Below are 17,212 nucleotides of genomic sequence, written 5' to 3'. Positions count from 1 at the left end.
GTCAGACGCCCAGGCCGCGCACCGCGAGGTCGAGCAGGGCGCACAGGAACAGCGCCATCCCGATGAAGCCGTTGACCGTGAAGAACGCCCGGTTGAGCCTGCTGAGGTCGCCGGGCTTCACGATGCTGTGCTCGTAGACGAAGGCACCGCCCACGATCAGCATGCCGACCCACCAGAAGGCCCCGGCGCCGACCGCCAGTCCGTACCAGACGAGCAGCACGGTCGTCACCACGTGGCTCACCCGCGCCCCGTACAGCGCGCCGTCGACGCCGAAGCGGGCCGGCACCGAGCGCACCCCGTGGGCGCGGTCGGCGGCGACGTCCTGGCAGGCGAAGATCAGGTCGAAGCCGCCGATCCACACGCCCACCGCGAGGCCGAGGATCACGGCGTCCCACGACCAGGAGCCGGTGACCGCGAGCCAGGCGCCGATGGGGCCCATGGCCTGGGCGAGGCCGAGGATGGCGTGCGGGTAGTCCGTGAACCGCTTGCCGTACGGGTAGACCACCATCGGGACCACCGCGATCGGCGCCAGCGCCAGGCACAGCGGGTTGAGCAGCGCGGCGGCGCCCAGGAAGAACACCACGGCGATCAGCGCGCCGGTCCACGCCGAGCGCACGGACACGGCTCCGGTGACCAGTTCGCGTCCCGCGGTGCGCGGATTGCGGGCGTCGATCTCGCGGTCGATGATCCGGTTGCACGCCATCGCGAACGTGCGCAGGCCCACCATGGCGACGGTGATCAGGAAGAGCTGCCACCAGTGGACGGACCGGTCCTGCGCGAACATCGCGCTGAGCGCGGCGATGTAGGCGAAGGGCAGGGCGAAGACCGAGTGCTCGATCATCACCAGCCGCAGGAACGCCCGGACCTTGCCGTCCGGGCGCGGGGAGGGTCCGAAGAGATCCGGGGTCGCGGATTCGGCGCTCACAGGCCGTACTCCTTCCAGCGGCGGTCGACCTTCGCGGCGGTCTCCGGGTCGGAGAGCACCATCTCGGGCCAGCCGCCGTCGCGGGTGTAGCCCTCCTCGGGCAGCTTCCGGGTCGCGTCGATGCCTGCCTTGCCACCCCAGAACTGCTGGTAGGAGGAGTGGTCGAGGTGGTCCACGGGACCTTCGACCACCGACAGGTCGCGGGCGTAGTCGGTGTTGCCCAGTGCCCGCCAGGCGACCTCGTGCAGGTCGTGCACGTCGCAGTCGGCGTCGACCACGACGATCAGCTTGGTCAGCGACATCATGTGCGCGCCCCAGATGGCGTGCATGACCTTCTGGGCGTGCTTCGGGTACTTCTTGTCGATCGAGACGATCGCGCAGTTGTGGAAGCCGCCCGCCTCCGGCAGGTGGTAGTCCACGATGTCCGGCACGATCACCTTCAGCAGCGGGAGGAAGAACCGCTCGGTGGCCCGGCCCAGCGGGCCGTCCTCGGTCGGCGGCCGGCCCACCACGATGGACTGCAGCAGCGGCCGGCGGCGCATCGTCACGCAGTCGATGGTCAGCGCCGGGAAGGGCTCCTGCGGGGTGTAGAAGCCCGTGTGGTCGCCGAACGGCCCCTCGGGCAGCATCTTCCCGGGCTCCAGCCAGCCCTCCAGGACCACCTCCGCCTGGGCGGGCACCTGCAGCGGCACCGTCTTGCAGTCGACCATCTCGATGCGCCTGCCCCCGATGAAGCCGGCGAGGAGGTACTCGTCGATGTCGCCGGGCAGCGGCGCGGTGGAGGCGTACGTCACGGCGGGCGGACAGCCGAACGCGATGGCCACCGGGAGCCGTTCGCCGCGCCGCTGGGCCACCTGGTAGTGGTTGCGGCTGTCCTTGTGGATCTGCCAGTGCATCCCGATGGTGCGGCGGTCGTGCCGCTGCAGCCGGTACAGGCCCAGGTTGCGGACGCCGGTCCCGGGGTCCTTGGTGTGCGTCAGGCCGAGGTTGAAGAAGGAGCCGCCGTCCTCGGGCCAGGTGAACAGGGCCGGCAGCGCGTCCAGGTCGACGTCGTCGCCGGTGAGGACGACCTCCTGGACGGGGGCGTCCTTCACCTTCTTCGGCGGTACGTGCGTCATCCCGGCGAGCTTGCCGAAGGCCTCGCGCACGCCGACGAAACCGTGCGGCAGCTCCGGCTTGAGCAGCCCGCCGATGCGGTCGCCGATGTCGGCGTAGGACGTCAGGCCGAGCGCCTTCAGCAGCCGGCGGTCGGTGCCGTACACGTTCATCGCCAGGGGCATCGAGGAGCCCTTGACGTTCTCGAACAGCAGCGCCGGGCCGCCCGCCTTGTTGACGCGGTCGACGATCTCACCGACCTCCAGGTACGGGTCGACCTCTGCCTTGACGCGCTTGAGGTCCCCCTCCCTCTCCAGGGCCCTCAGCAGCGAGCGAAGATCGTCGTAAGCCATGCGGTCCAGTATCCGGCACGCACTACCCTGGACCCGTCACCGGGGCCCTGCCGCGCCCCGCCGTCGCTGCCTGGGGGGCACTCCCGCGATGATCCGGTACATCCCGTTCCTGCTGGTGCTGGCGTTGTGGATCTACGCCTTCATCGACTGCCTCAACACGCCCGAGGAGCAGGTCCGCGGCCTCCCCAAGGTCGTGTGGGTCATCGTCATCCTGCTCTTCGGCGAGGTGCTGATCGGGCCGATCGCCTGGCTGGTCGCAGGCAAGCACCGCACCGGGCCGGCGGGCGGCAGCACGCCCGCGGAGTGGCACCGCAACCACCGCACGCAGTGGGTCGCCCCGGACGACAACCCGGAGTTCCTGCACTCGCTGCGCGAGGAGAACAAGAAGGACGAGCAGCTGCTGAAGAGCTGGGAGGCCGACCTGCGCCGCCGCGAGGAGGAGCTGCGGCAGCGCGAGAACGGCCCCGCCGACGGCCAGGACAACCAGCCCCGCGGCTGATCCTGCGGGACACTGGGCGTCATGGACGACGCGCAGGCGATGCTGGCGACCGCCGTCGCCGAGGCCCGGGCGGGCCTCGCGGAGGGCGGGATCCCCATCGGGGCGGCCCTGTACGCTCCGGACGGCCGCACGGTGCTGGGCCGCGGCCGCAACCGCCGTGTGCAGGACGGAGATCCGTCGATGCACGGCGAGACGGCGGCCTTCCGGGCGGCCGGACGGCAGCGCACCTACCGCGGGACGACGATGGTGACCACCCTGTCGCCGTGCTGGTACTGCAGCGGCCTGGTCCGGCAGTTCGGGATCTCCCGGGTCGTCATCGGCGAGGCCCGCACCTTCCTCGGCGGCCACGACTGGCTGGCCGAGCACGGCGTGGAGATCGTCCTGCTGGACGACCCGGAGTGCGTGGCCCTGATGACGGAGTTCGTCGCGGCGCGCCCCGAGCTGTGGAACGAGGACATCGGCGCATGATCCCCACCATCGACCTCGGGCCCTGGCTCACCGGCGACGCCGCCACCCGCGCGCGCGTCGCCGCCACCGTCGACGAGGCGCTGTGCTCGGCCGGCTTCCTGCTGGTCACCGGGCACGGCGTCGAGCCGGGACTGCGCGCGGCGATCCGGGAGGCCGCCCGCGGCTTCTTCCGGCTGCCGGCCGCCGTCAAGGAGCCGTACGCGGTGCGGGTGGGCGGCCGGGGCTGGCTGGGCCCCGGCGCGGAGGCCAACGGCTACGCGGAGGGCACGGCCACCCCGCCGGACCTGAAGGAGTCCTGGTCGTTCGCCGCCGAGGAGCCGACCGGTGACCCGGCGGTGGACGCCGAGTGGTTCCTGCCGAACCTCTGGCCGGCCGAGGCGCCGCGGCTGCGACCGCTGGTGGACGCGTACGTGAGGCACATGCGCGGTCTCTCCGACCACCTGCTGGAGCTGCTGGCCGCCGCCCTTGGCGGGCCCGGGGACCTCTTCACCCGGCACACCCGCCACCCCACCTGGGGTTTCAACATCAACTGGTACCCGGGCACCGAGGTGGTCGGAGCGCCCGAGCCGGGCCAGTTCAGGATCGGCCCGCACACCGACTTCGGCACGGTCACCGTGCTCGACCGCCAGCGGGGCAAGGGCGGCCTCCAGGTGCACACCGACGAGGACGGCTGGCAGGACGCCCCCTGGGAGCCGGACTCCTTCACCGTCAACATCGGCGACCTGATGGCCCGCTGGACCGGCGACCGCTGGCGTTCCGGGCGGCACCGCGTGCTGCCCCCGCCGGCCGACGCCCCGGCGGAGGAGCTGATGTCGCTGGTGTGGTTCTACGAGTGCGACCCCGGCACCCGCGTGACGCCCCTGCCCGCGCCCGTCGGCAGGCACGCGTACGAGCCCGTGGACTCGCACGCGTACCTGCGGGCGAAGCTGGACGCCATCGGCCTGGGCTGAACCCCGGCCGGGGCCGGACGCCGGGGCTCAGACGCCGGCGTAGGAGTGCTTGCCGGTGATGAAGATGTTCACGCCGTAGTAGTTGAACAGGAAGCAGGCGAAGGCGAGCAGCGCCAGGTAGGCGGCCTTGCGGCCCTTCCAGCCGGCGGTGGCGCGGGCGTGCAGGTAGGCCGCGTAGACCACCCAGGTGATGAAGGACCAGGTCTCCTTGGGGTCCCAGCCCCAGTAGCGGCCCCAGGCCGCCTCGGCCCAGATCGCGCCGGCGATGATCGTGAACGTCCACAGCGGGAAGACCATGGCGTTCACGCGGTACGCGAACTTGTCCAGGCTCGCGGCCGACGGCAGGCGGTACATGATGTTCGCCCAGGTGCTCTCGGAGGTGCCCGAGGCCGCGAGGCCGGTCTCGTAGCGGTCGCGGAAGAGGTAGAGCACGTTCGCCACCGCGCCCAGGTAGAGCACCGCGCCGGAGATGATGGCGCAGGAGACGTGGATCCACAGCCAGTAGGAGTGCAGCGCCGGGACCAGCTGGTCGCTGTCGGTGTAGAGGACCGAGACGGCGAGGCCGAGGTCGAGCAGGACCGTGGTGGTCAGGAAGAGCCCGATCCAGCGGACCTTCTTGCCCAGCAGGAGCAGCACCAGGTAGGCGGTGACCGCCGTGGCGCCGAAGGTGGTGGAGAACTCGTACATGTTGCCCCAGGGGGCGCGCTGCACCGAGAAGGCGCGCGCCGCCACGGCGGCCACGTGCAGCGCCCAGGCCAGCACGGTCAGAGACACCGCGATGCGGCCGTAGAGGTCGCCCTGCTCGGTGTCGCCGGCCGCGCCGGGGCCGTCGGCGAAGCCGCGGTCACTGGCGGAGGCCCGGGTGACGACCTCGGGGCGCGCCAGGGTGGCGGTGCCGCCGCCCTGCTTCACGGTCACGGTGACCGCGGGCGCGGACCCGGCGGCGCCGGGGGCGAGCGCGGCGGAGGTCTTGGCGACCTTGCTGCGGCTGCCGAAGACCCACTCCGCGATGTAGGCGAGGAAGGCCAGCGTGTAGACCGCCATCGCCGAGTAGATCAGGTAGTTGCTGAGGTGGGCGACGTTCTCGTTGACCGCGGCAGCGATGGTCACGCGCGCGCTCCTTCGTCATCGGGCAGAGGTTCTTCTGAGGGTTCGGGGTCCGCTTCGGGCAGCGGCGGGGCCGTGGCCGTGAGGTCGGCGGCGAGCTCACCGAGCTCGTCGGCGATCCGCGCCGACTCGCTGCGGCCGAGCCCGGCCAGCTCGACGACGGTGGCACCGTCCGCGCCGCGCACCGCCCGCACCCAGACCCGGCGGCGCTGGATGAACAGCGATCCGGCCAGGCCGAGGATGGCGGCGACGGCGCTCACCAGCGCCCAGCCGTTGCCGACCTGGTGGGAGACCTGGAAGGTGGCCCAGGTCTTGACGCCGTCGAAGGTGAGCGAGCCGTCGCCGTCGGGCAGCGCGAGCGTCTCCCCCGGCTTCATCGCCTTGCTCACGATCTGGCCGTCGGCGTCCTTGAACTGCTTCATCTTGTCGGTGTCGAGCTGGTACACGTTCTGCGGCAGGCCGGCGTCCACGCCCAGGTCGCCGTGGTAGGCGGTGAGGATCAGCGCCGGGTAGTCCAGGGCCGGGAAGGACGAGTGCGGGCCCTGCTGCGCGTTCAGCGCGAAGGTCGGGGTGAACAGACCCTGGAAGCCGTACTGGGTCTTCTTGTCGGCGTGGTCGCGGACGTCCATCGCCTTGATCACGCCGACCGAGGTCTGGTTGCCGTCCTGCGGCAGGAACGGCACCGGGCCCTGGAAGACGACGTTGCCCTGACCGTCCTTGACGGTGACGACGGGCGCGTAGCCGTGGCCGATCAGGTAGACCTTGGAGCTGCCCACCTCCAGCGGCTTGTTGACCTCGATCGCGGACTTCGTCTGCTTGCCGCCCGGGCTCGTCCAGTAGCGGATGTTGGCGCGGAAGGTGCGCGGCGTGCCCTTCTGCGGGCCGCTGCGCGCGTACGAGGCGTTGAAGCCGTCCAGCTTGAAGCCGAAGGTGTCCAGGTCGTCGGCGTCGTAGAAGGTGCCCGGCTTGAAGTCGTCGTACTGGGTGAGCGTGTTGTTGAAGCCGTCGCCCTCGACGATCAGTTTGCCGCCCTCGGCCTTGAACAGCCCGCCCACCGCGAAGGAGATCAGCAGCCCGAACAGGGCGATGTGGAACATCAGGTTGCCGGCCTCGCGCAGGAAGCCCTTCTCCGACGCGACCGCCGTACCGGTGACCTGGGTGCGGAAGCGGCGGCCGCGGAGCGCGCGCCGGGCGGCGGCGAGCACCGCGTCCGGCTCGGCCTCGGTGCGCCAGGTCGCGTACGCCGGGAGCCGGGTGAGGTGGCGCGGGGCGGCCGGCGGCTTGGCGCGCAGCTGGCCGACGAACTGCCAGCTGCGCGGGACGATGCAGCCGGCGAGCGAGACGAACAGCAGGATGTAGATCGCCGAGAACCACACCGAGCTGTAGACGTTGAACAGCCCGAGCTTCTCGTACAGCGGCGCCAGCGTGGTGTGCGCGTCCTTGAAGGCTTGCGCCTTGATCTCGTCGACGCTGGTCTGCGGCACCAGCGAACCGGGGACGGCGGCGAGCGACAGCAGGAAGAGCAGGATCAGCGCCACCCGCATCGAGGTGAGCTGGCGCCAGATCCAGCGCGTCCAGCCCCACACCTCGCGTCCGGTCCAGGCGAGTCCGCCGGCCGTACCCGGCCCGCGGACGCCGCCGAAGGAGCCGGGCACGACCTGGCCGAGGTCCTCGACGGGCGCGGTCGACAGTTGTGCGCCGGCCGCGCCGAGGTCGGCACCGGCGTCCGCCGCCGCGTCGGGGGGTGCCCCCGCGGTGTCTTTGGAGCTCATGGATCAGATCCCTGGAGTGAAGCCGGACGACCAGATCTGCATCTGGTAGACGATGTGGTCCCACACGCCGGTGACGAGCAGCAGGCCGACAGCGACGAGCATGCCACCGCCGAGGCGCATCACCCACACATAGTGGCGCTTGACCCAGCCGAAGGCGCCGAGCGCACGGCGGAAGGCGACGGCGGCCAGTATGAACGGCAGGCCGAGGCCGAGGCAGTAGACGGCGGTGAGCAGCGCCCCGCGGCCGGCACTGGCCTCGTTGAAGGCGAGGAAGTTGACGGCGCTCAGCGTCGGTCCCAGGCACGGCGTCCAGCCGATGCCGAAGAGCACGCCGAGCAGCGGCGCCCCCGCCAGGCCCATCGCGGGCTTGCGGTGGAAGCGGAGCTCGCGCTGGGTGATGCCGCCGACCACCCCCATGAAGGCGAGCCCAAGGACGATGGTGAGCGCGCCGAGCACCCTGGTGATGACCGTCTTGTGCACCAGCAGCGTCGTGCCGAAGTTGCCGAACAGCGCGCCGCCGGAGACGAAGACCGCGGTGAAGCCGAGGACGAACAGCGACGCGCCCACGAACATCCGGCCGCGCCGGGCCTCGGCCAGGTCGGTGCCGGTGACGCCGGTCACGTACGACAGGTAACCGGGAACGAGGGGAAGCACGCACGGCGAGAAGAACGAGACCAGGCCGCCGAGGAGCGCGACCGGCACGGCGGCGAGCAGGGCGCCGTTCACCACGGTCTGGTTGGCACCGGCGGCGAGTACGCTCACGTCACTTCTCCGCGATCACCGGGTCGAGGACCTCGTGCAGTTCGTCGGCGCTGAGCTCCTTCAGCGCGCGCACCGCGATCTTCCCCTGACGGTCGATGATCAGCGTGGAGGGAATGGCCTGCGGGTTGACGCTGCCCTTGGGGAAGCGCAGCACCAGGTCCCCGGACGGGTCGTAGAAGCTCGGGAAGGGGATGGCGAATTCCTTCTCGAAGGCCTTGGCCTGTGCGGTCTGCAGGTCCCGGGTGTTGATGCCGATGAACTGCACGCCCTGCGACTCGGTCTCCTTGGCCACCTTGGCCAGGTGCGGCGCCTCGGCCCGGCAGGGCGGGCACCACGAGCCCCAGATGTTGAGGACGACGACCTTGCCCTTGTGGTCGGCGAGGCTGAGCGGGGCTCCTTCGACGGACTTCCCGCTCAGCTCCGGCGCTGCCACCCGGTGGCCCGGCTTGACCGTGGAGATCTCACCGGTGCCGCCGACGTAGTTCGTTCCGGGGCCGGTGCCGTCGGAGGACGCGGTGGAGGTCGAGCAGGCCGTGACGGCCAGCGCGAACGCGGCTGCTCCGGCCAGTGCCGCGGCACCGCGGAGCGGACGGCGTCGGAGGGCGCGCGTAGGACTCATGTGAAAAGTTTCGCATGAGGCCGGGAGCGATCTCGCGCACCCCCGACAGCTTTGCCGAAAGCGGCAAATGCCCCAAGTAAGCGACGGTTAATCGCGGCTCCGGGTCTGGTGCGCGAACTCGTCCACCAGGGCGTCCTGGAAGGCCTTGAGGTCGCCGGGCCTGCGGCTGGTGACCAGGACGTTGGGGCCGTCGCAGTCGACCACGACCTCCTGGTCGATCCAGGTGCCGCCGGCGTTGGTGACGTCGGTGCACACGCTGGGCCAGGACGTGAGGGTACGTCCGTGCACGACACCGGCCTCCACCAGCAGCCACGGCGCGTGGCAGATCGCCGCGACGGGGCGGCCCTCGGTGAAGAAGTCCCTGGTGAAGCCGACGGCGTCCGGGTCGAGTCGCAGGAGGTCGGGGCCCGCGACGCCGCCGGGGAGCACCAGCGCGTCGAAGTCCGCGGCGACCACCTCCCCGAGCGTGTCGTCGACGGGGAAGGTGCCGGCCCGGTCGAGGTGCTCGAAGGCCTGCACGCGGCCGTGGCGGGTGGAGACCAGCCGGGGCGTCCCGCCCGCCTCGCGGACGGCCTCCCAGGGGCCGGTGAGTTCGGTCTGCTCGACGCCCTCCGGCGCCACCAGGAACGCGATCTTCCTCCCCTGCAGGGACGCGCGCATGGCCTCCGACCTCCTCGGCTCGGTCCTCCAGGACGTTCCCGTTCACCGGCTCGCCTGCCCGCCGCCCCCAGGACGAAACGGACGGAACCGTCTAGGAGGGGGAGGAAGAGGAGGAGGGCGTGGTGGACGGCGTGGTGGAGGGGGGCACGGAGGAACGTTCCTGCGCGAGGAACCGGCGCCAGCCGCCCGCGGGGCGCTGCCCCGGGCCGAGGGTGCGCAGCTTCGCCAGCACCGCCGGGTCCTGCGCGTCCAGCCAGTCCACGAACTGGCGGAACGACACCAGGCGCACGTCCCGGTGGTCGGCCATCCGCCGCAGCGCGTCCTCGACGGCGTCCATGTATATCCCGCCGTTCCACTGTTCGAAGTGGTTGCCGATGAACAGCGGGGCGCGGTTGGTCTCGTACGCCCGGCGGAAGCCCCCGAGGTAGGCGTCGCGGGCCTGCCGCCGCCAGGCCGGGTAGTGGGCGGGGTTGCCGCGCGTGGAGTTCACCGACTGGTTGGCCAGCATGTTGTAGTCCATCGACAGCACCTCGAAGGAGCGGCCGGGGAAGGGCACCGCCTGCAGCGGCAGGTCCCACAGCCCGTGGCTCTTGCCCGGCCACACCTGCAGGCCGCCCGGCCCGCTGGCGTCGTACCGCCAGCCCAGGCGGGCGGCGGTGGGCAGCAGGGAGCGCTGGCCCAGCAGGCAGGGCGTACGGCCGCCGATCAGCTCCTTGCGGTAGTCGAAGGGCAGCGGGGGCAGGTCGGTGAAACCGGTGTGGGTGCGCCAGTTCTCCACGAAGCCGACGGCCTGTTCGATCTCGCTGCGCCAGTCGGCCGGGCTCCAGCGGCCCACCGAGCCCGCTCCCGCGCAGAAGTGGCCGTTGAAGTGCGTGCCGATCTCATGGCCCTCCAGCCAGGCCAGCCGCAACTGCTCGAGGGTGGCGCGGACGTGGGCGTCGGTGAGGTAGCCGATGTCGGAGGCGCCGACGGGATTGCGCGGCGGCTTGTAGAGCCTCTTCTTCGACTCGGGGAGCAGGTAGACGCCGGAGAGGAAGAAGGTCATCGCCGCCCCGTGCTCGCCCGCGAGCTTGCGGAACCGTTCGAAGAGCCCGTTGTCCAGCTCGCCCGCCCCGTCCCAGGAGAAGATCACGAACTGCGGTGGCGTCTGCCCGGGCTCCAGGCGCTCCACGGCGGGCTGATGGGGCTGCGGCCCGGTGTCGGCCGTCGAGCCGTCGCCGATCGTCCGCACCGACGGGGACGGGGAGGGCCGCCCCTGCGGGCCGCCGGCGGACGGGGTGGGCGACGCCGACGGCCCCTCGCCGACGCGCCGGCCGCCGGGGCCCTCCCCGGCGCAGCCCGCCAGCCCGGCGGCCGCCGCTCCGGCCGCCAGGCCCAGTACCCCTCGTCGGCTGATCTCCCGCATTCCGCGCCCCAATCCCCGTGCGTCGCCCCTGCTCACCGCCCTAGATGCCGTACGCGTACGGCAGGTTCCTTCGCGGGGTGCACGAATTCACCGGGCGGGGCACCGTATCGGGCCACGCGGCGGCGGCCGTCACGGGGTGTACCGGAGGGCGCCGGTCCGCGTGACCGGTGCCCTCCGGAACCGGCGGGAGGCGGTCGTCAGGCGCCGAAGCCCTTGCTGCCGCCCTTGACCGGCTTCGCCCCGGCCAGCAGATGCGCCGGGACCAGGTCGCGGGCGGGCTCGGTGTAGCCGACGGAGACGATCCGGTCGTCCTCGAACGTGAAGGACGTCAGGCTCGCCAGGGTGCACTGCCGCTTGCGCGGGTCGTGCCACAGGCGCCGCTGCTCCACGGCGCTGCGCACGATCCAGATCGGCAGCTGGTGGCTGACGCACACCGCCTCGTGGCCGCGGGCCGCGTCCCGGGCCGCCTCCAGCGCGGCCGTCATGCGGACGACCTGGTCCGCGTACGGCTCGCCCCAGCTCGGCCGGAACGGGTTGACCAGGTGCTTCCAGTTGGCGGGGCGCTTGAGCGCGCCGTCGCCGACGCCGAAGGTCTTGCCCTGAAAGACGTTGTCCGCCTCGATCAGCCGCCCGTCGCTCGCGACGTCCAGACCGAGGACGGCGCCGATCGGCGCCGCGGTCTCCTGGGCGCGCTCCAGGGGGGACGCGACGACGTGGGTGATGTCACGGCCCGCGAGGTGCTCGGCGACCCGGTCGGCCATCTTCCGGCCCAGGTCGGACAGGTGGTAGCCGGGCAGGCGCCCGTAGAGCACGCCGGTGGGGTTCTCCACCTCGCCGTGCCGCATCAGGTGGACGACTGTGATCTCGCTCATGCGGTGGCCTCCGCTGCGGCGCGGGCGGCGGCCGGCAGGGCGGCCGCGATCCGCTCGATGGCGGCGCCGTCGTGCGCCGACGACACGAACCAGGACTCGAAGGCCGAGGGCGGCAGGTACACGCCCTGGGCGAGCATCGCGTGGAAGAAGGCCGTGAAGCGGAACGCCTCCTGCTGCCTGGCCTCGTCGTAGTTCGTCACCCGGTCACCGGTGAAGAACACCGAGAACATGTTGCCCGCGGTCTGCAGGGTGTGCGTCACACCCTCCTTGGAGAGCGCGGCGGTCACCAGGCCCGACACCTCGGCGGCGACGGAGTCCACCACCTCGTACACCGCGTCGTCCAGCAACCGCAGCTGGGCCAGGCCCGCGGCGGTGGCCACCGGGTTACCGGAGAGCGTGCCCGCCTGGTAGACCGGGCCCGCGGGGGCGAGGTGCGCCATCACGTCGGCACGGCCGCCGAAGGCCGCGGCGGGGAAGCCGCCGCCCATCACCTTGCCGAAGGTCATCAGGTCGGGACGGACGCCGTCGATGCCGTACCAGCCGGCCCTCGACACACGGAAGCCGGTCATGACCTCGTCGGAGACGTACAGCGCGCCGTTCTCACGGCAGAGGTCCGCCAGGCCCTGGTTGAAGCCCTCGGCCGGCGGCACGACGCCCATGTTGCCGGGCGACGCCTCGGTGATCACGCAGGCGATCTCACCGGGGTGGGCGGCGAACGCGGCCCGTACGGCCCCCAGGTCGTTGTAGGGGAGCACGATCGTGTCCCCGGCCTGCGCGCCCGTCACCCCGGGGGTGTCGGGCAACCCGAAAGTGGCAACCCCGGAACCCGCGGCGGCCAGCAGGGCGTCCACATGACCGTGGTAACACCCCGCGAACTTGATCACCTTGGCCCGGCCCGTGAACCCGCGTGCCAGCCGGATCGCCGACATCGTGGCCTCGGTGCCGGAGGAGACCAGCCGCACCTGCTCCACCGGCGCGACGCGCGCCACGATCTCCTCGGCCAGTTCCACCTCGCCCTCACCGGGCGTGCCGAAGGACGTACCCCGCGCAACCGCCGCCTGCACGGCGGCGATCACCTCGGGGTGGGCGTGGCCGAGGATCATCGGCCCCCACGAGCAGACGAGGTCGACGTATTCGCGACCATCCGCGTCCTTCAGGTTAGGACCCGTTCCGGACACCATGAACCGGGGCGTACCGCCCACGGCACGAAAGGCACGTACCGGACTGTTCACCCCACCAGGGGTCACGGCGGCTGCTCGATCGAACAAGGTCTGAGAAACTGGCGCTTCGTAGGCGTACGGATAGCTCACAAGCACATGCTCTCAAATGCCGGGCGTTGCGCGACGAGGTATCGACCGTGCATCTGAGACGATGATCGGGTTGCGCGGTTGGGTCTGCGGATGGTCGGGTAGTGGAATGCAGCGCGGTGGCGAACGCGGTGACGTGGGCGGCGGGGCGGACGACCCCGACGCGGAGCACGCCCGCCCCACCGGTCGGCGCCGCCGGCCGCCGAAAGAGCGCGACAGGGCCGTTGAGAAAAGCGGGAGCAGGGGTGGCCGAGTGGGGGTGACCTACAAGTACTTCGGCGCACCCGATGGTGCAACCGCCGCGCGGGTCCCCATCTCGATGCGACCCGAGGAACTCGGCGGCGACGAGCTGGGCCAGGGGATGTACACCAAGGTCAAGCCGGAGACCATGGCCGCCATGGTGCTGACCGGCATCGAGGGCATACCCCCGGCCAAGGTCCCGCCGCTGGAACTCGTCGTGCTCCACCCCGACTACGCCGTCGTCAAGCTGCCCCACTCCGTCGTCGAGCCGTTGCGCAAGGCCGACGAGGAGGCCCTCGGCGCCGCCGCCTTCATCTGGTCCACCGTCCCCGACCGCCGCGGGCCGCGGGACGCGTTCGTGATCTACACGATGCTGCACGAGTGGCAGGACTTCGCCCAGCGCTGTCACGAGAGCGGGCACCAGCTCTACTGCCTGGTGTGGCCGTGACGGGCGCCGGGCGGGTGCGGATTCACTGACGGTTACAGCACCACCACGACGACGCCGTTGTCGTAGCCGTAACCTCCGTAGCCGTAGCCTCCGTAGCCTCCATAACCGCCGTAGCCGTAGCCGTAGCCACAGTCGTCGTCGAAGTGATGGCCGTAACGCCATCCGTAACCCCAGTCGCCGTAGCCCCGGCAGCCGTCCCCGTGGGTGACGACGGACTGGTGCGAGGCGGGGGCGGCCTGTTGCGGCGCGGCGCCGGCCGCGCCGGCTCCGACGAGGGCGAGGATCGGGGCCGCGAGTGCCGCTGCGGCGACCCGGCGGATGGTCGTGCTCGTGACGCGCATGGTCGTTCCCTTCGAGATGCGGAACGTAGGCGCCGGCCGTGGGGGACCTGGCGCGGGTCGCACCGGGGGTGCGCGTGGCACGGGTGCGACGGGGGGTGCGTCCGGGTCTCAGGTGCGGACGCACCATCACAGACGTGAAATGTCGGATGAGATGCGGCTCATAGGGGCATCCCCTGACATGAACCTTAAGTTCCATTACTCCCCGCAGTCAATACATAGGGTGAAATCCCCTAATTTCGGACTCGATTCATGCGGTGGGAACTTCTACGGTCACGAAGGGTGACGAAATCGGTGACGGCCCGTCGTCCGCCGGTCACACGAGGCGCCCGTACAACCGGGGTTGATCGGGGCGGATCGGGCATCAACCCGGTACGCGGGGCGGTTCGCCGCCCTCCCCTGTGCCCTTCGCGCGGACGGAGACGAGCATGAGCGAGACCCACGAGATGCGGCTGGCGGAGACGAGGAGCTCCGGCGCCGAGGAGTGGTACTGCCCGGTCTGCCGGCGGCGGATCCTGCTGCGGTGGCCGCCCCACTACGAACTCCTGGTCCTCGAACGCGGTGACGAGAGCGTCGCGCACGCGGGCGGCAAGGGCGGAGTGTCGCTCACCGGCACCGAACTCACCGGCCCCCCGCAGCCGTTGGCCGGGCCGCCCGGTCCTCCGGGCCCGGAGGACCGGCGCTGGCTGCGGGAGATCGGTGTCGAGTGGGACGAGGACACGGACTCGGCCGCGTGACGCGGTGGCACGTCACACGGTGAGCACGAGCCCGTCCACCGTGGCCGCCAGCGCGCTGGGACGGTGCCCGCCGGGTTCGCGCAGGCTCACCGCGATCCCCAGACGGTGGGTGCCCGGCGTCAGGCCGGGCAGCGACAGCCGTACGACCGGATCGCCGGCCCGCAGCACGCCCCGGTCGTCCGCCAGCACGCGACGGTCCGCGCCGGCCGGGCTCGCGGTGACGGCCGCGTAGTACGCGAAGCACGCCCCGGGACCGGTGGCCGGGGGCAGGGCCAGCGTGACGTCCAGCGTGAACGGCACCCCCGGCCGTACGGCGCCGCCCGCAGCGGCTCGGCCAGCAGCGTGACCGGCGGGGCGGCTCCGGCACGGGGATCGCCGTCGTCCCCGCCCCCGGTCGCGGTTCCGGCCCCGGTCCCGGTCGCCCGTCCGGGTCCGGGGACGGGATCGGGAAGGGGACCAGTACCGGGACCTGGACCGGCCGGGCGGCCCAGGACGCAGGCGAGCAGCGCTCCGGCGTCCCACTCCGGCCAGTGCCGGGTCTCCCCGGTGCGCACCCTGCGGATCTCCGTCGCCCGGATCCGCCCCCGGTCCAGCCGCACCCGCAGCACGAAGCTCTCGTACCCGGCGTCCGCCGGCTCCGCCTCCGGCGCCGGCCCCGGCGGCGGGACCGCCGAGGCCAGCTCCGCGGCGTCCTTGCGCCACTGCTCGACCCGGACCGCGGAGACCACGCGCAGGTCGCGCACCGCGGCGATCACCTCGTCCGTGGACGCGGCCGACAGCTCGGCGTACGTACGGATCCCGGCGGCGGCCAGCAGGCGCGCGGTGGTCGCACCGACGCCGTCGATCCGGGTCAGCTCGTCCTCGTTCACGGCCCCTCGACGACCTCGATCACCGGCAGCGTGGTGAAGGCGCCCATGCCCCGGGCACCGGGGAACTGGACCATCGCCGAGACCTGGTAGAGCCCGGGCCGCAGCGTTCCGGCCGGGAGGACGACGTCGGTGTCGGCGCCGCTGTACACCGTCTTCGCGGGCGCCGGACGTGTGACCAGGCGCCCGTCCACCGAGCGCGTGACGTCGCTGGTGCCGGAGAGCGAGGCGAAGGCGTAGGTCACCCTGAAGGGCGTGTCGTGCAGCATCGGCAGCGCCAGGCCGCGGGCCTCGAAGGTCACGCTGACCGTGATCGGCAGGGACGCGGTGAGGACCAGGCCGGAGGGGATGGCGTCGTTGTCCGTCACCAGGATGTCGCGGGTGTCGATGCCGAGGACGGGGTTGTTCAGGTCGGGCTGTGCGGGCATGTTCTCTCCCCTGCGAGGTGGGCGCCGGCGCGGCGGCGGGTCGCTGCCGCGCTCGGCGTCCGTTCTTCCGCACCGCGCTTAACCGGCCGCCGTGCCGTCGCTTAACCCGGCGGCCGCGACGCGATAAGCGCGGGCGCGCCGCTCACACCGGCAGCGCGCAGCCGTTGGTGGAGCTCGACGGTCTCGCGCTGCGGCGGCACGCCGAGTTCCTCGCGCAGCGTCCGCACGCAGGCCCGGAACTGGAGGATGGCCAGGTGCGGTTGGCCGATCCGGCTCAGGCAGCGCATCAGCCGCCGGTGCGCTGTCTCCCGGCACGGGTCCAACGCGACCAGGCGGCGGCAGAGTTCGGCGCACGGGGCGTAGCGGCCCGCGGTGAAGTGCAGTTCGCTCAGCCGGGCGAGGGCGTCGAGGTGGGCCAGCCGCAGCCGCTCCCGGTGCAGGACGGTCCACTCCTCGTACGGCGATTCGGCGAGGAACTCGCCCCGGTAGAGGGCGAGCGCCCGCTCGTACTCCTCGGCCGCGCCGGTGCGGTCGCCCCGGTCCTCCGCCTCCCGGGCGGTGCGCAGCAGCAGGTCGAACTCGTCGCAGTCCAGCCAGAGGCCGAGCCCGGGACCCAGCCGGTAGGCACCGCAGCGGAAGACGACCACGGGTTCGCCGGTCGCGGTACCCAGCGTCTGGCGCAGTTGGTGCATCGCGACACCGAGGCTGTTGCGCGCCGCCCCGGGGGCCGAGTCCGGCCAGAAGGCGTCCATCAGCGTCTCCCGGTGCGGCCAGGGGTCGCGGTGGGTGAGCAGGAAGGCGAGCAGGGAACGGGTGCGGTGGCCGTGCCAGCCCTCGGCCGGAACACCGTCGACGCTGACGCTGAGCGAGCCGAGCAGGCCCACCGCCAGCAGCGGCGCGGCGGGACGGTCCGGTGGCGGCGCGGGCTGTTCCGGTGCGCGCGGGCCGCGGCGGAAGCGGGCCCACAGCCGGGCGCCGCCGGCGTCGCCACCGGACGGGACCGGGCCGGCGGGAGCGGCGGCGCCGGAAGGGCCGGCCTGCCGGAACCAGCCGTCCGCGGCCTCCCGGTCGCCGGCGAGCAGCGCCAGCCGGCCCTGCTGCCACTGCGCGGCGCGCAACAGCGCCGGCAGCCCCGCCGAGGCCGCCACCATCGCGGCGGTACGTGCGTGGACCGCCGCGGTCGCGAGGTCCCCGCGTCCGCGGCGGCGTCGCTCGCGCCGAGCAGCTCCCCGCACAGCCGCTCGGGCGGCACTCCGGGCAGTGGCGGCTGCGGTGCGGGCGGCTGACTGTGGCTCGGCATGACGCTTCCCCCTGAGGCTCCTGCCTGGCGCCCCTCACTCAAGGACGCCGGTCCCGGCCTG

The 17,212-nt window shown here is 72.2% G+C and carries 19 protein-coding genes and 1 pseudogene; 5 read left to right on the top strand and 15 right to left on the bottom strand.

Annotated features, from left to right (window positions below):
* Position 1: 1 nt before the first annotated feature.
* Both mqnP and ACFYYN_RS23895 read right to left on the bottom strand, forming a co-directional pair.
* Positions 2–925: a menaquinone biosynthesis prenyltransferase MqnP gene (mqnP, locus tag ACFYYN_RS23900; protein WP_500329481.1), complete on the bottom strand. Its 924-nt coding sequence runs from the start codon at positions 923–925 to the stop codon at positions 2–4.
* Positions 922–2,373 carry a menaquinone biosynthesis decarboxylase gene (locus ACFYYN_RS23895; protein ID WP_500547460.1) on the bottom strand — a complete coding sequence of 484 codons (1,452 nt, stop codon included), beginning with the start codon at positions 2,371–2,373 and terminating at the stop codon, positions 922–924. The genes mqnP and ACFYYN_RS23895 overlap by 4 nt, the downstream gene beginning before the upstream one ends.
* An 88-nt stretch (positions 2,374–2,461) precedes the next feature.
* Here ACFYYN_RS23895 and ACFYYN_RS23890 point away from each other — a divergent pair, with 88 nt between their 5' ends.
* From ACFYYN_RS23890 to ACFYYN_RS23880, 3 genes are read left to right on the top strand one after another with little or no spacing between them, the layout of a single operon-like run.
* Positions 2,462–2,872 (top strand): PLD nuclease N-terminal domain-containing protein, encoded by a 411-nt coding sequence (locus tag ACFYYN_RS23890; protein WP_500329477.1) that lies wholly within the window; start codon positions 2,462–2,464, stop codon positions 2,870–2,872.
* 21 nt (positions 2,873–2,893) lie between these two features.
* A complete protein-coding gene (locus tag ACFYYN_RS23885; protein ID WP_500547459.1) occupies positions 2,894–3,340 on the top strand; it encodes a nucleoside deaminase in 447 nt (148 codons plus the stop codon).
* On the top strand, positions 3,337–4,290 hold the full coding sequence (locus ACFYYN_RS23880) for an isopenicillin N synthase family dioxygenase (RefSeq protein ID WP_500547458.1): 954 nt from the start codon (positions 3,337–3,339) through the stop codon (positions 4,288–4,290). The genes ACFYYN_RS23885 and ACFYYN_RS23880 overlap by 4 nt, the downstream gene beginning before the upstream one ends.
* A 27-nt stretch (positions 4,291–4,317) precedes the next feature.
* Here the strand turns inward: ACFYYN_RS23880 and ccsB are convergent, their stop codons facing one another.
* The 8 genes from ccsB to hemL all read right to left on the bottom strand — a co-directional run bounded on the left by ccsB (position 4,318) and on the right by hemL (position 12,797).
* Positions 4,318–5,400 (bottom strand): c-type cytochrome biogenesis protein CcsB, encoded by a 1,083-nt coding sequence (gene ccsB, locus ACFYYN_RS23875; protein WP_500547457.1) that lies wholly within the window; start codon positions 5,398–5,400, stop codon positions 4,318–4,320.
* Positions 5,397–7,169, bottom strand: a complete 1,773-nt coding sequence (gene resB / locus ACFYYN_RS23870; protein ID WP_500547456.1) for a cytochrome c biogenesis protein ResB — start codon at positions 7,167–7,169, stop codon at positions 5,397–5,399. Before resB ends, ccsB begins: the two co-directional genes overlap by 4 nt.
* A gap of 3 nt (positions 7,170–7,172) precedes the next feature.
* Entirely contained in the window at positions 7,173–7,931 is a 759-nt protein-coding gene (locus ACFYYN_RS23865; protein WP_500547455.1) for a cytochrome c biogenesis CcdA family protein, read from the bottom strand.
* Position 7,932: 1 nt separating this feature from the next.
* The gene (locus ACFYYN_RS23860) at positions 7,933–8,550 is read right to left on the bottom strand and encodes a TlpA family protein disulfide reductase (RefSeq protein WP_500547454.1); all 618 of its coding nucleotides are present in this window, start codon (positions 8,548–8,550) and stop codon (positions 7,933–7,935) included.
* 87 nt (positions 8,551–8,637) lie between these two features.
* Positions 8,638–9,210, bottom strand: coding sequence for a type 1 glutamine amidotransferase domain-containing protein (locus ACFYYN_RS23855; RefSeq protein WP_500547453.1), 573 nt, complete (start codon positions 9,208–9,210; stop codon positions 8,638–8,640).
* 91 nt (positions 9,211–9,301) lie between these two features.
* Entirely contained in the window at positions 9,302–10,615 is a 1,314-nt protein-coding gene (locus ACFYYN_RS23850) for a polysaccharide deacetylase family protein (RefSeq protein WP_500547452.1), read from the bottom strand.
* 197 nt (positions 10,616–10,812) lie between these two features.
* Complete coding sequence (locus ACFYYN_RS23845) at positions 10,813–11,487, bottom strand: histidine phosphatase family protein (RefSeq protein ID WP_500329463.1); 675 nt, start codon at positions 11,485–11,487, stop codon at positions 10,813–10,815.
* Positions 11,484–12,797 carry a glutamate-1-semialdehyde 2,1-aminomutase gene (gene hemL / locus ACFYYN_RS23840; RefSeq protein ID WP_500547451.1) on the bottom strand — a complete coding sequence of 438 codons (1,314 nt, stop codon included), beginning with the start codon at positions 12,795–12,797 and terminating at the stop codon, positions 11,484–11,486. The genes ACFYYN_RS23845 and hemL overlap by 4 nt, the downstream gene beginning before the upstream one ends.
* Before the next feature lie 106 nt (positions 12,798–12,903).
* On the opposite strand from hemL, the gene ACFYYN_RS23835 reads away from it, so the two are divergent.
* Complete coding sequence (locus ACFYYN_RS23835) at positions 12,904–13,482, top strand: hypothetical protein (RefSeq protein WP_499513305.1); 579 nt, start codon at positions 12,904–12,906, stop codon at positions 13,480–13,482.
* A gap of 32 nt (positions 13,483–13,514) precedes the next feature.
* Here the strand turns inward: ACFYYN_RS23835 and ACFYYN_RS23830 are convergent, their stop codons facing one another.
* Entirely contained in the window at positions 13,515–13,823 is a 309-nt protein-coding gene (locus tag ACFYYN_RS23830; protein ID WP_500439853.1) for a hypothetical protein, read from the bottom strand.
* A 425-nt stretch (positions 13,824–14,248) separates the two neighbouring features.
* On the opposite strand from ACFYYN_RS23830, the gene ACFYYN_RS23825 reads away from it, so the two are divergent.
* Positions 14,249–14,557: a hypothetical protein gene (locus ACFYYN_RS23825; RefSeq protein ID WP_500547450.1), complete on the top strand. Its 309-nt coding sequence runs from the start codon at positions 14,249–14,251 to the stop codon at positions 14,555–14,557.
* A 12-nt stretch (positions 14,558–14,569) separates the two neighbouring features.
* On the opposite strand, the gene ACFYYN_RS23820 is transcribed toward ACFYYN_RS23825, so the two are convergent.
* From ACFYYN_RS23820 to ACFYYN_RS23805, 4 genes and pseudogenes are all read right to left on the bottom strand, one after another.
* Complete coding sequence (locus tag ACFYYN_RS23820) at positions 14,570–14,857, bottom strand: hypothetical protein (RefSeq protein ID WP_500547524.1); 288 nt, start codon at positions 14,855–14,857, stop codon at positions 14,570–14,572.
* Between the two features lie 386 nt (positions 14,858–15,243).
* Positions 15,244–15,426 (bottom strand): annotated as a pseudogene (locus tag ACFYYN_RS23815) (DUF4332 domain-containing protein); the annotation flags it as partial.
* Positions 15,423–15,851 carry a hypothetical protein gene (locus ACFYYN_RS23810; protein WP_500547449.1) on the bottom strand — a complete coding sequence of 143 codons (429 nt, stop codon included), beginning with the start codon at positions 15,849–15,851 and terminating at the stop codon, positions 15,423–15,425. The gene ACFYYN_RS23810 and the pseudogene ACFYYN_RS23815, both read right to left, overlap by 4 nt.
* 101 nt (positions 15,852–15,952) lie before the next feature.
* Positions 15,953–17,002 (bottom strand): AfsR/SARP family transcriptional regulator, encoded by a 1,050-nt coding sequence (locus ACFYYN_RS23805; protein ID WP_500547448.1) that lies wholly within the window; start codon positions 17,000–17,002, stop codon positions 15,953–15,955.
* Positions 17,003–17,212: the final 210 nt, after the last annotated feature.

Origin of the sequence: Streptomyces sp. NPDC001902 (assembly GCF_042891295.1) — a bacterium.
Classification (GTDB): Bacteria; Actinomycetota; Actinomycetes; order Streptomycetales; family Streptomycetaceae; genus Actinacidiphila.
Note: the sequence above shows the minus strand (reverse complement) of the source record. Positions and strands in the feature narration are given on the sequence as shown.

Coding starts and splice junctions, on each gene's coding strand:
- ACFYYN_RS23895 (WP_500547460.1), bottom strand. CDS start 2,373: ATGGCTTACGACGATCTTCGCTCGCTGCTGAGGGCCCTGGAGAGGGAG.
- ACFYYN_RS23890 (WP_500329477.1), top strand. CDS start 2,462: ATGATCCGGTACATCCCGTTCCTGCTGGTGCTGGCGTTGTGGATCTAC.
- ACFYYN_RS23885 (WP_500547459.1), top strand. CDS start 2,894: ATGGACGACGCGCAGGCGATGCTGGCGACCGCCGTCGCCGAGGCCCGG.
- ACFYYN_RS23880 (WP_500547458.1), top strand. CDS start 3,337: ATGATCCCCACCATCGACCTCGGGCCCTGGCTCACCGGCGACGCCGCC.
- resB (WP_500547456.1), bottom strand. CDS start 7,169: ATGAGCTCCAAAGACACCGCGGGGGCACCCCCCGACGCGGCGGCGGAC.
- ACFYYN_RS23860 (WP_500547454.1), bottom strand. CDS start 8,550: ATGAGTCCTACGCGCGCCCTCCGACGCCGTCCGCTCCGCGGTGCCGCG.
- ACFYYN_RS23855 (WP_500547453.1), bottom strand. CDS start 9,210: ATGCGCGCGTCCCTGCAGGGGAGGAAGATCGCGTTCCTGGTGGCGCCG.
- ACFYYN_RS23850 (WP_500547452.1), bottom strand. CDS start 10,615: ATGCGGGAGATCAGCCGACGAGGGGTACTGGGCCTGGCGGCCGGAGCG.
- ACFYYN_RS23845 (WP_500329463.1), bottom strand. CDS start 11,487: ATGAGCGAGATCACAGTCGTCCACCTGATGCGGCACGGCGAGGTGGAG.
- ACFYYN_RS23835 (WP_499513305.1), top strand. CDS start 12,904: ATGCAGCGCGGTGGCGAACGCGGTGACGTGGGCGGCGGGGCGGACGAC.
- ACFYYN_RS23830 (WP_500439853.1), bottom strand. CDS start 13,823: ATGCGCGTCACGAGCACGACCATCCGCCGGGTCGCCGCAGCGGCACTC.
- ACFYYN_RS23825 (WP_500547450.1), top strand. CDS start 14,249: ATGAGCGAGACCCACGAGATGCGGCTGGCGGAGACGAGGAGCTCCGGC.
- ACFYYN_RS23810 (WP_500547449.1), bottom strand. CDS start 15,851: ATGCCCGCACAGCCCGACCTGAACAACCCCGTCCTCGGCATCGACACC.
- ACFYYN_RS23805 (WP_500547448.1), bottom strand. CDS start 17,002: ATGGTGGCGGCCTCGGCGGGGCTGCCGGCGCTGTTGCGCGCCGCGCAG.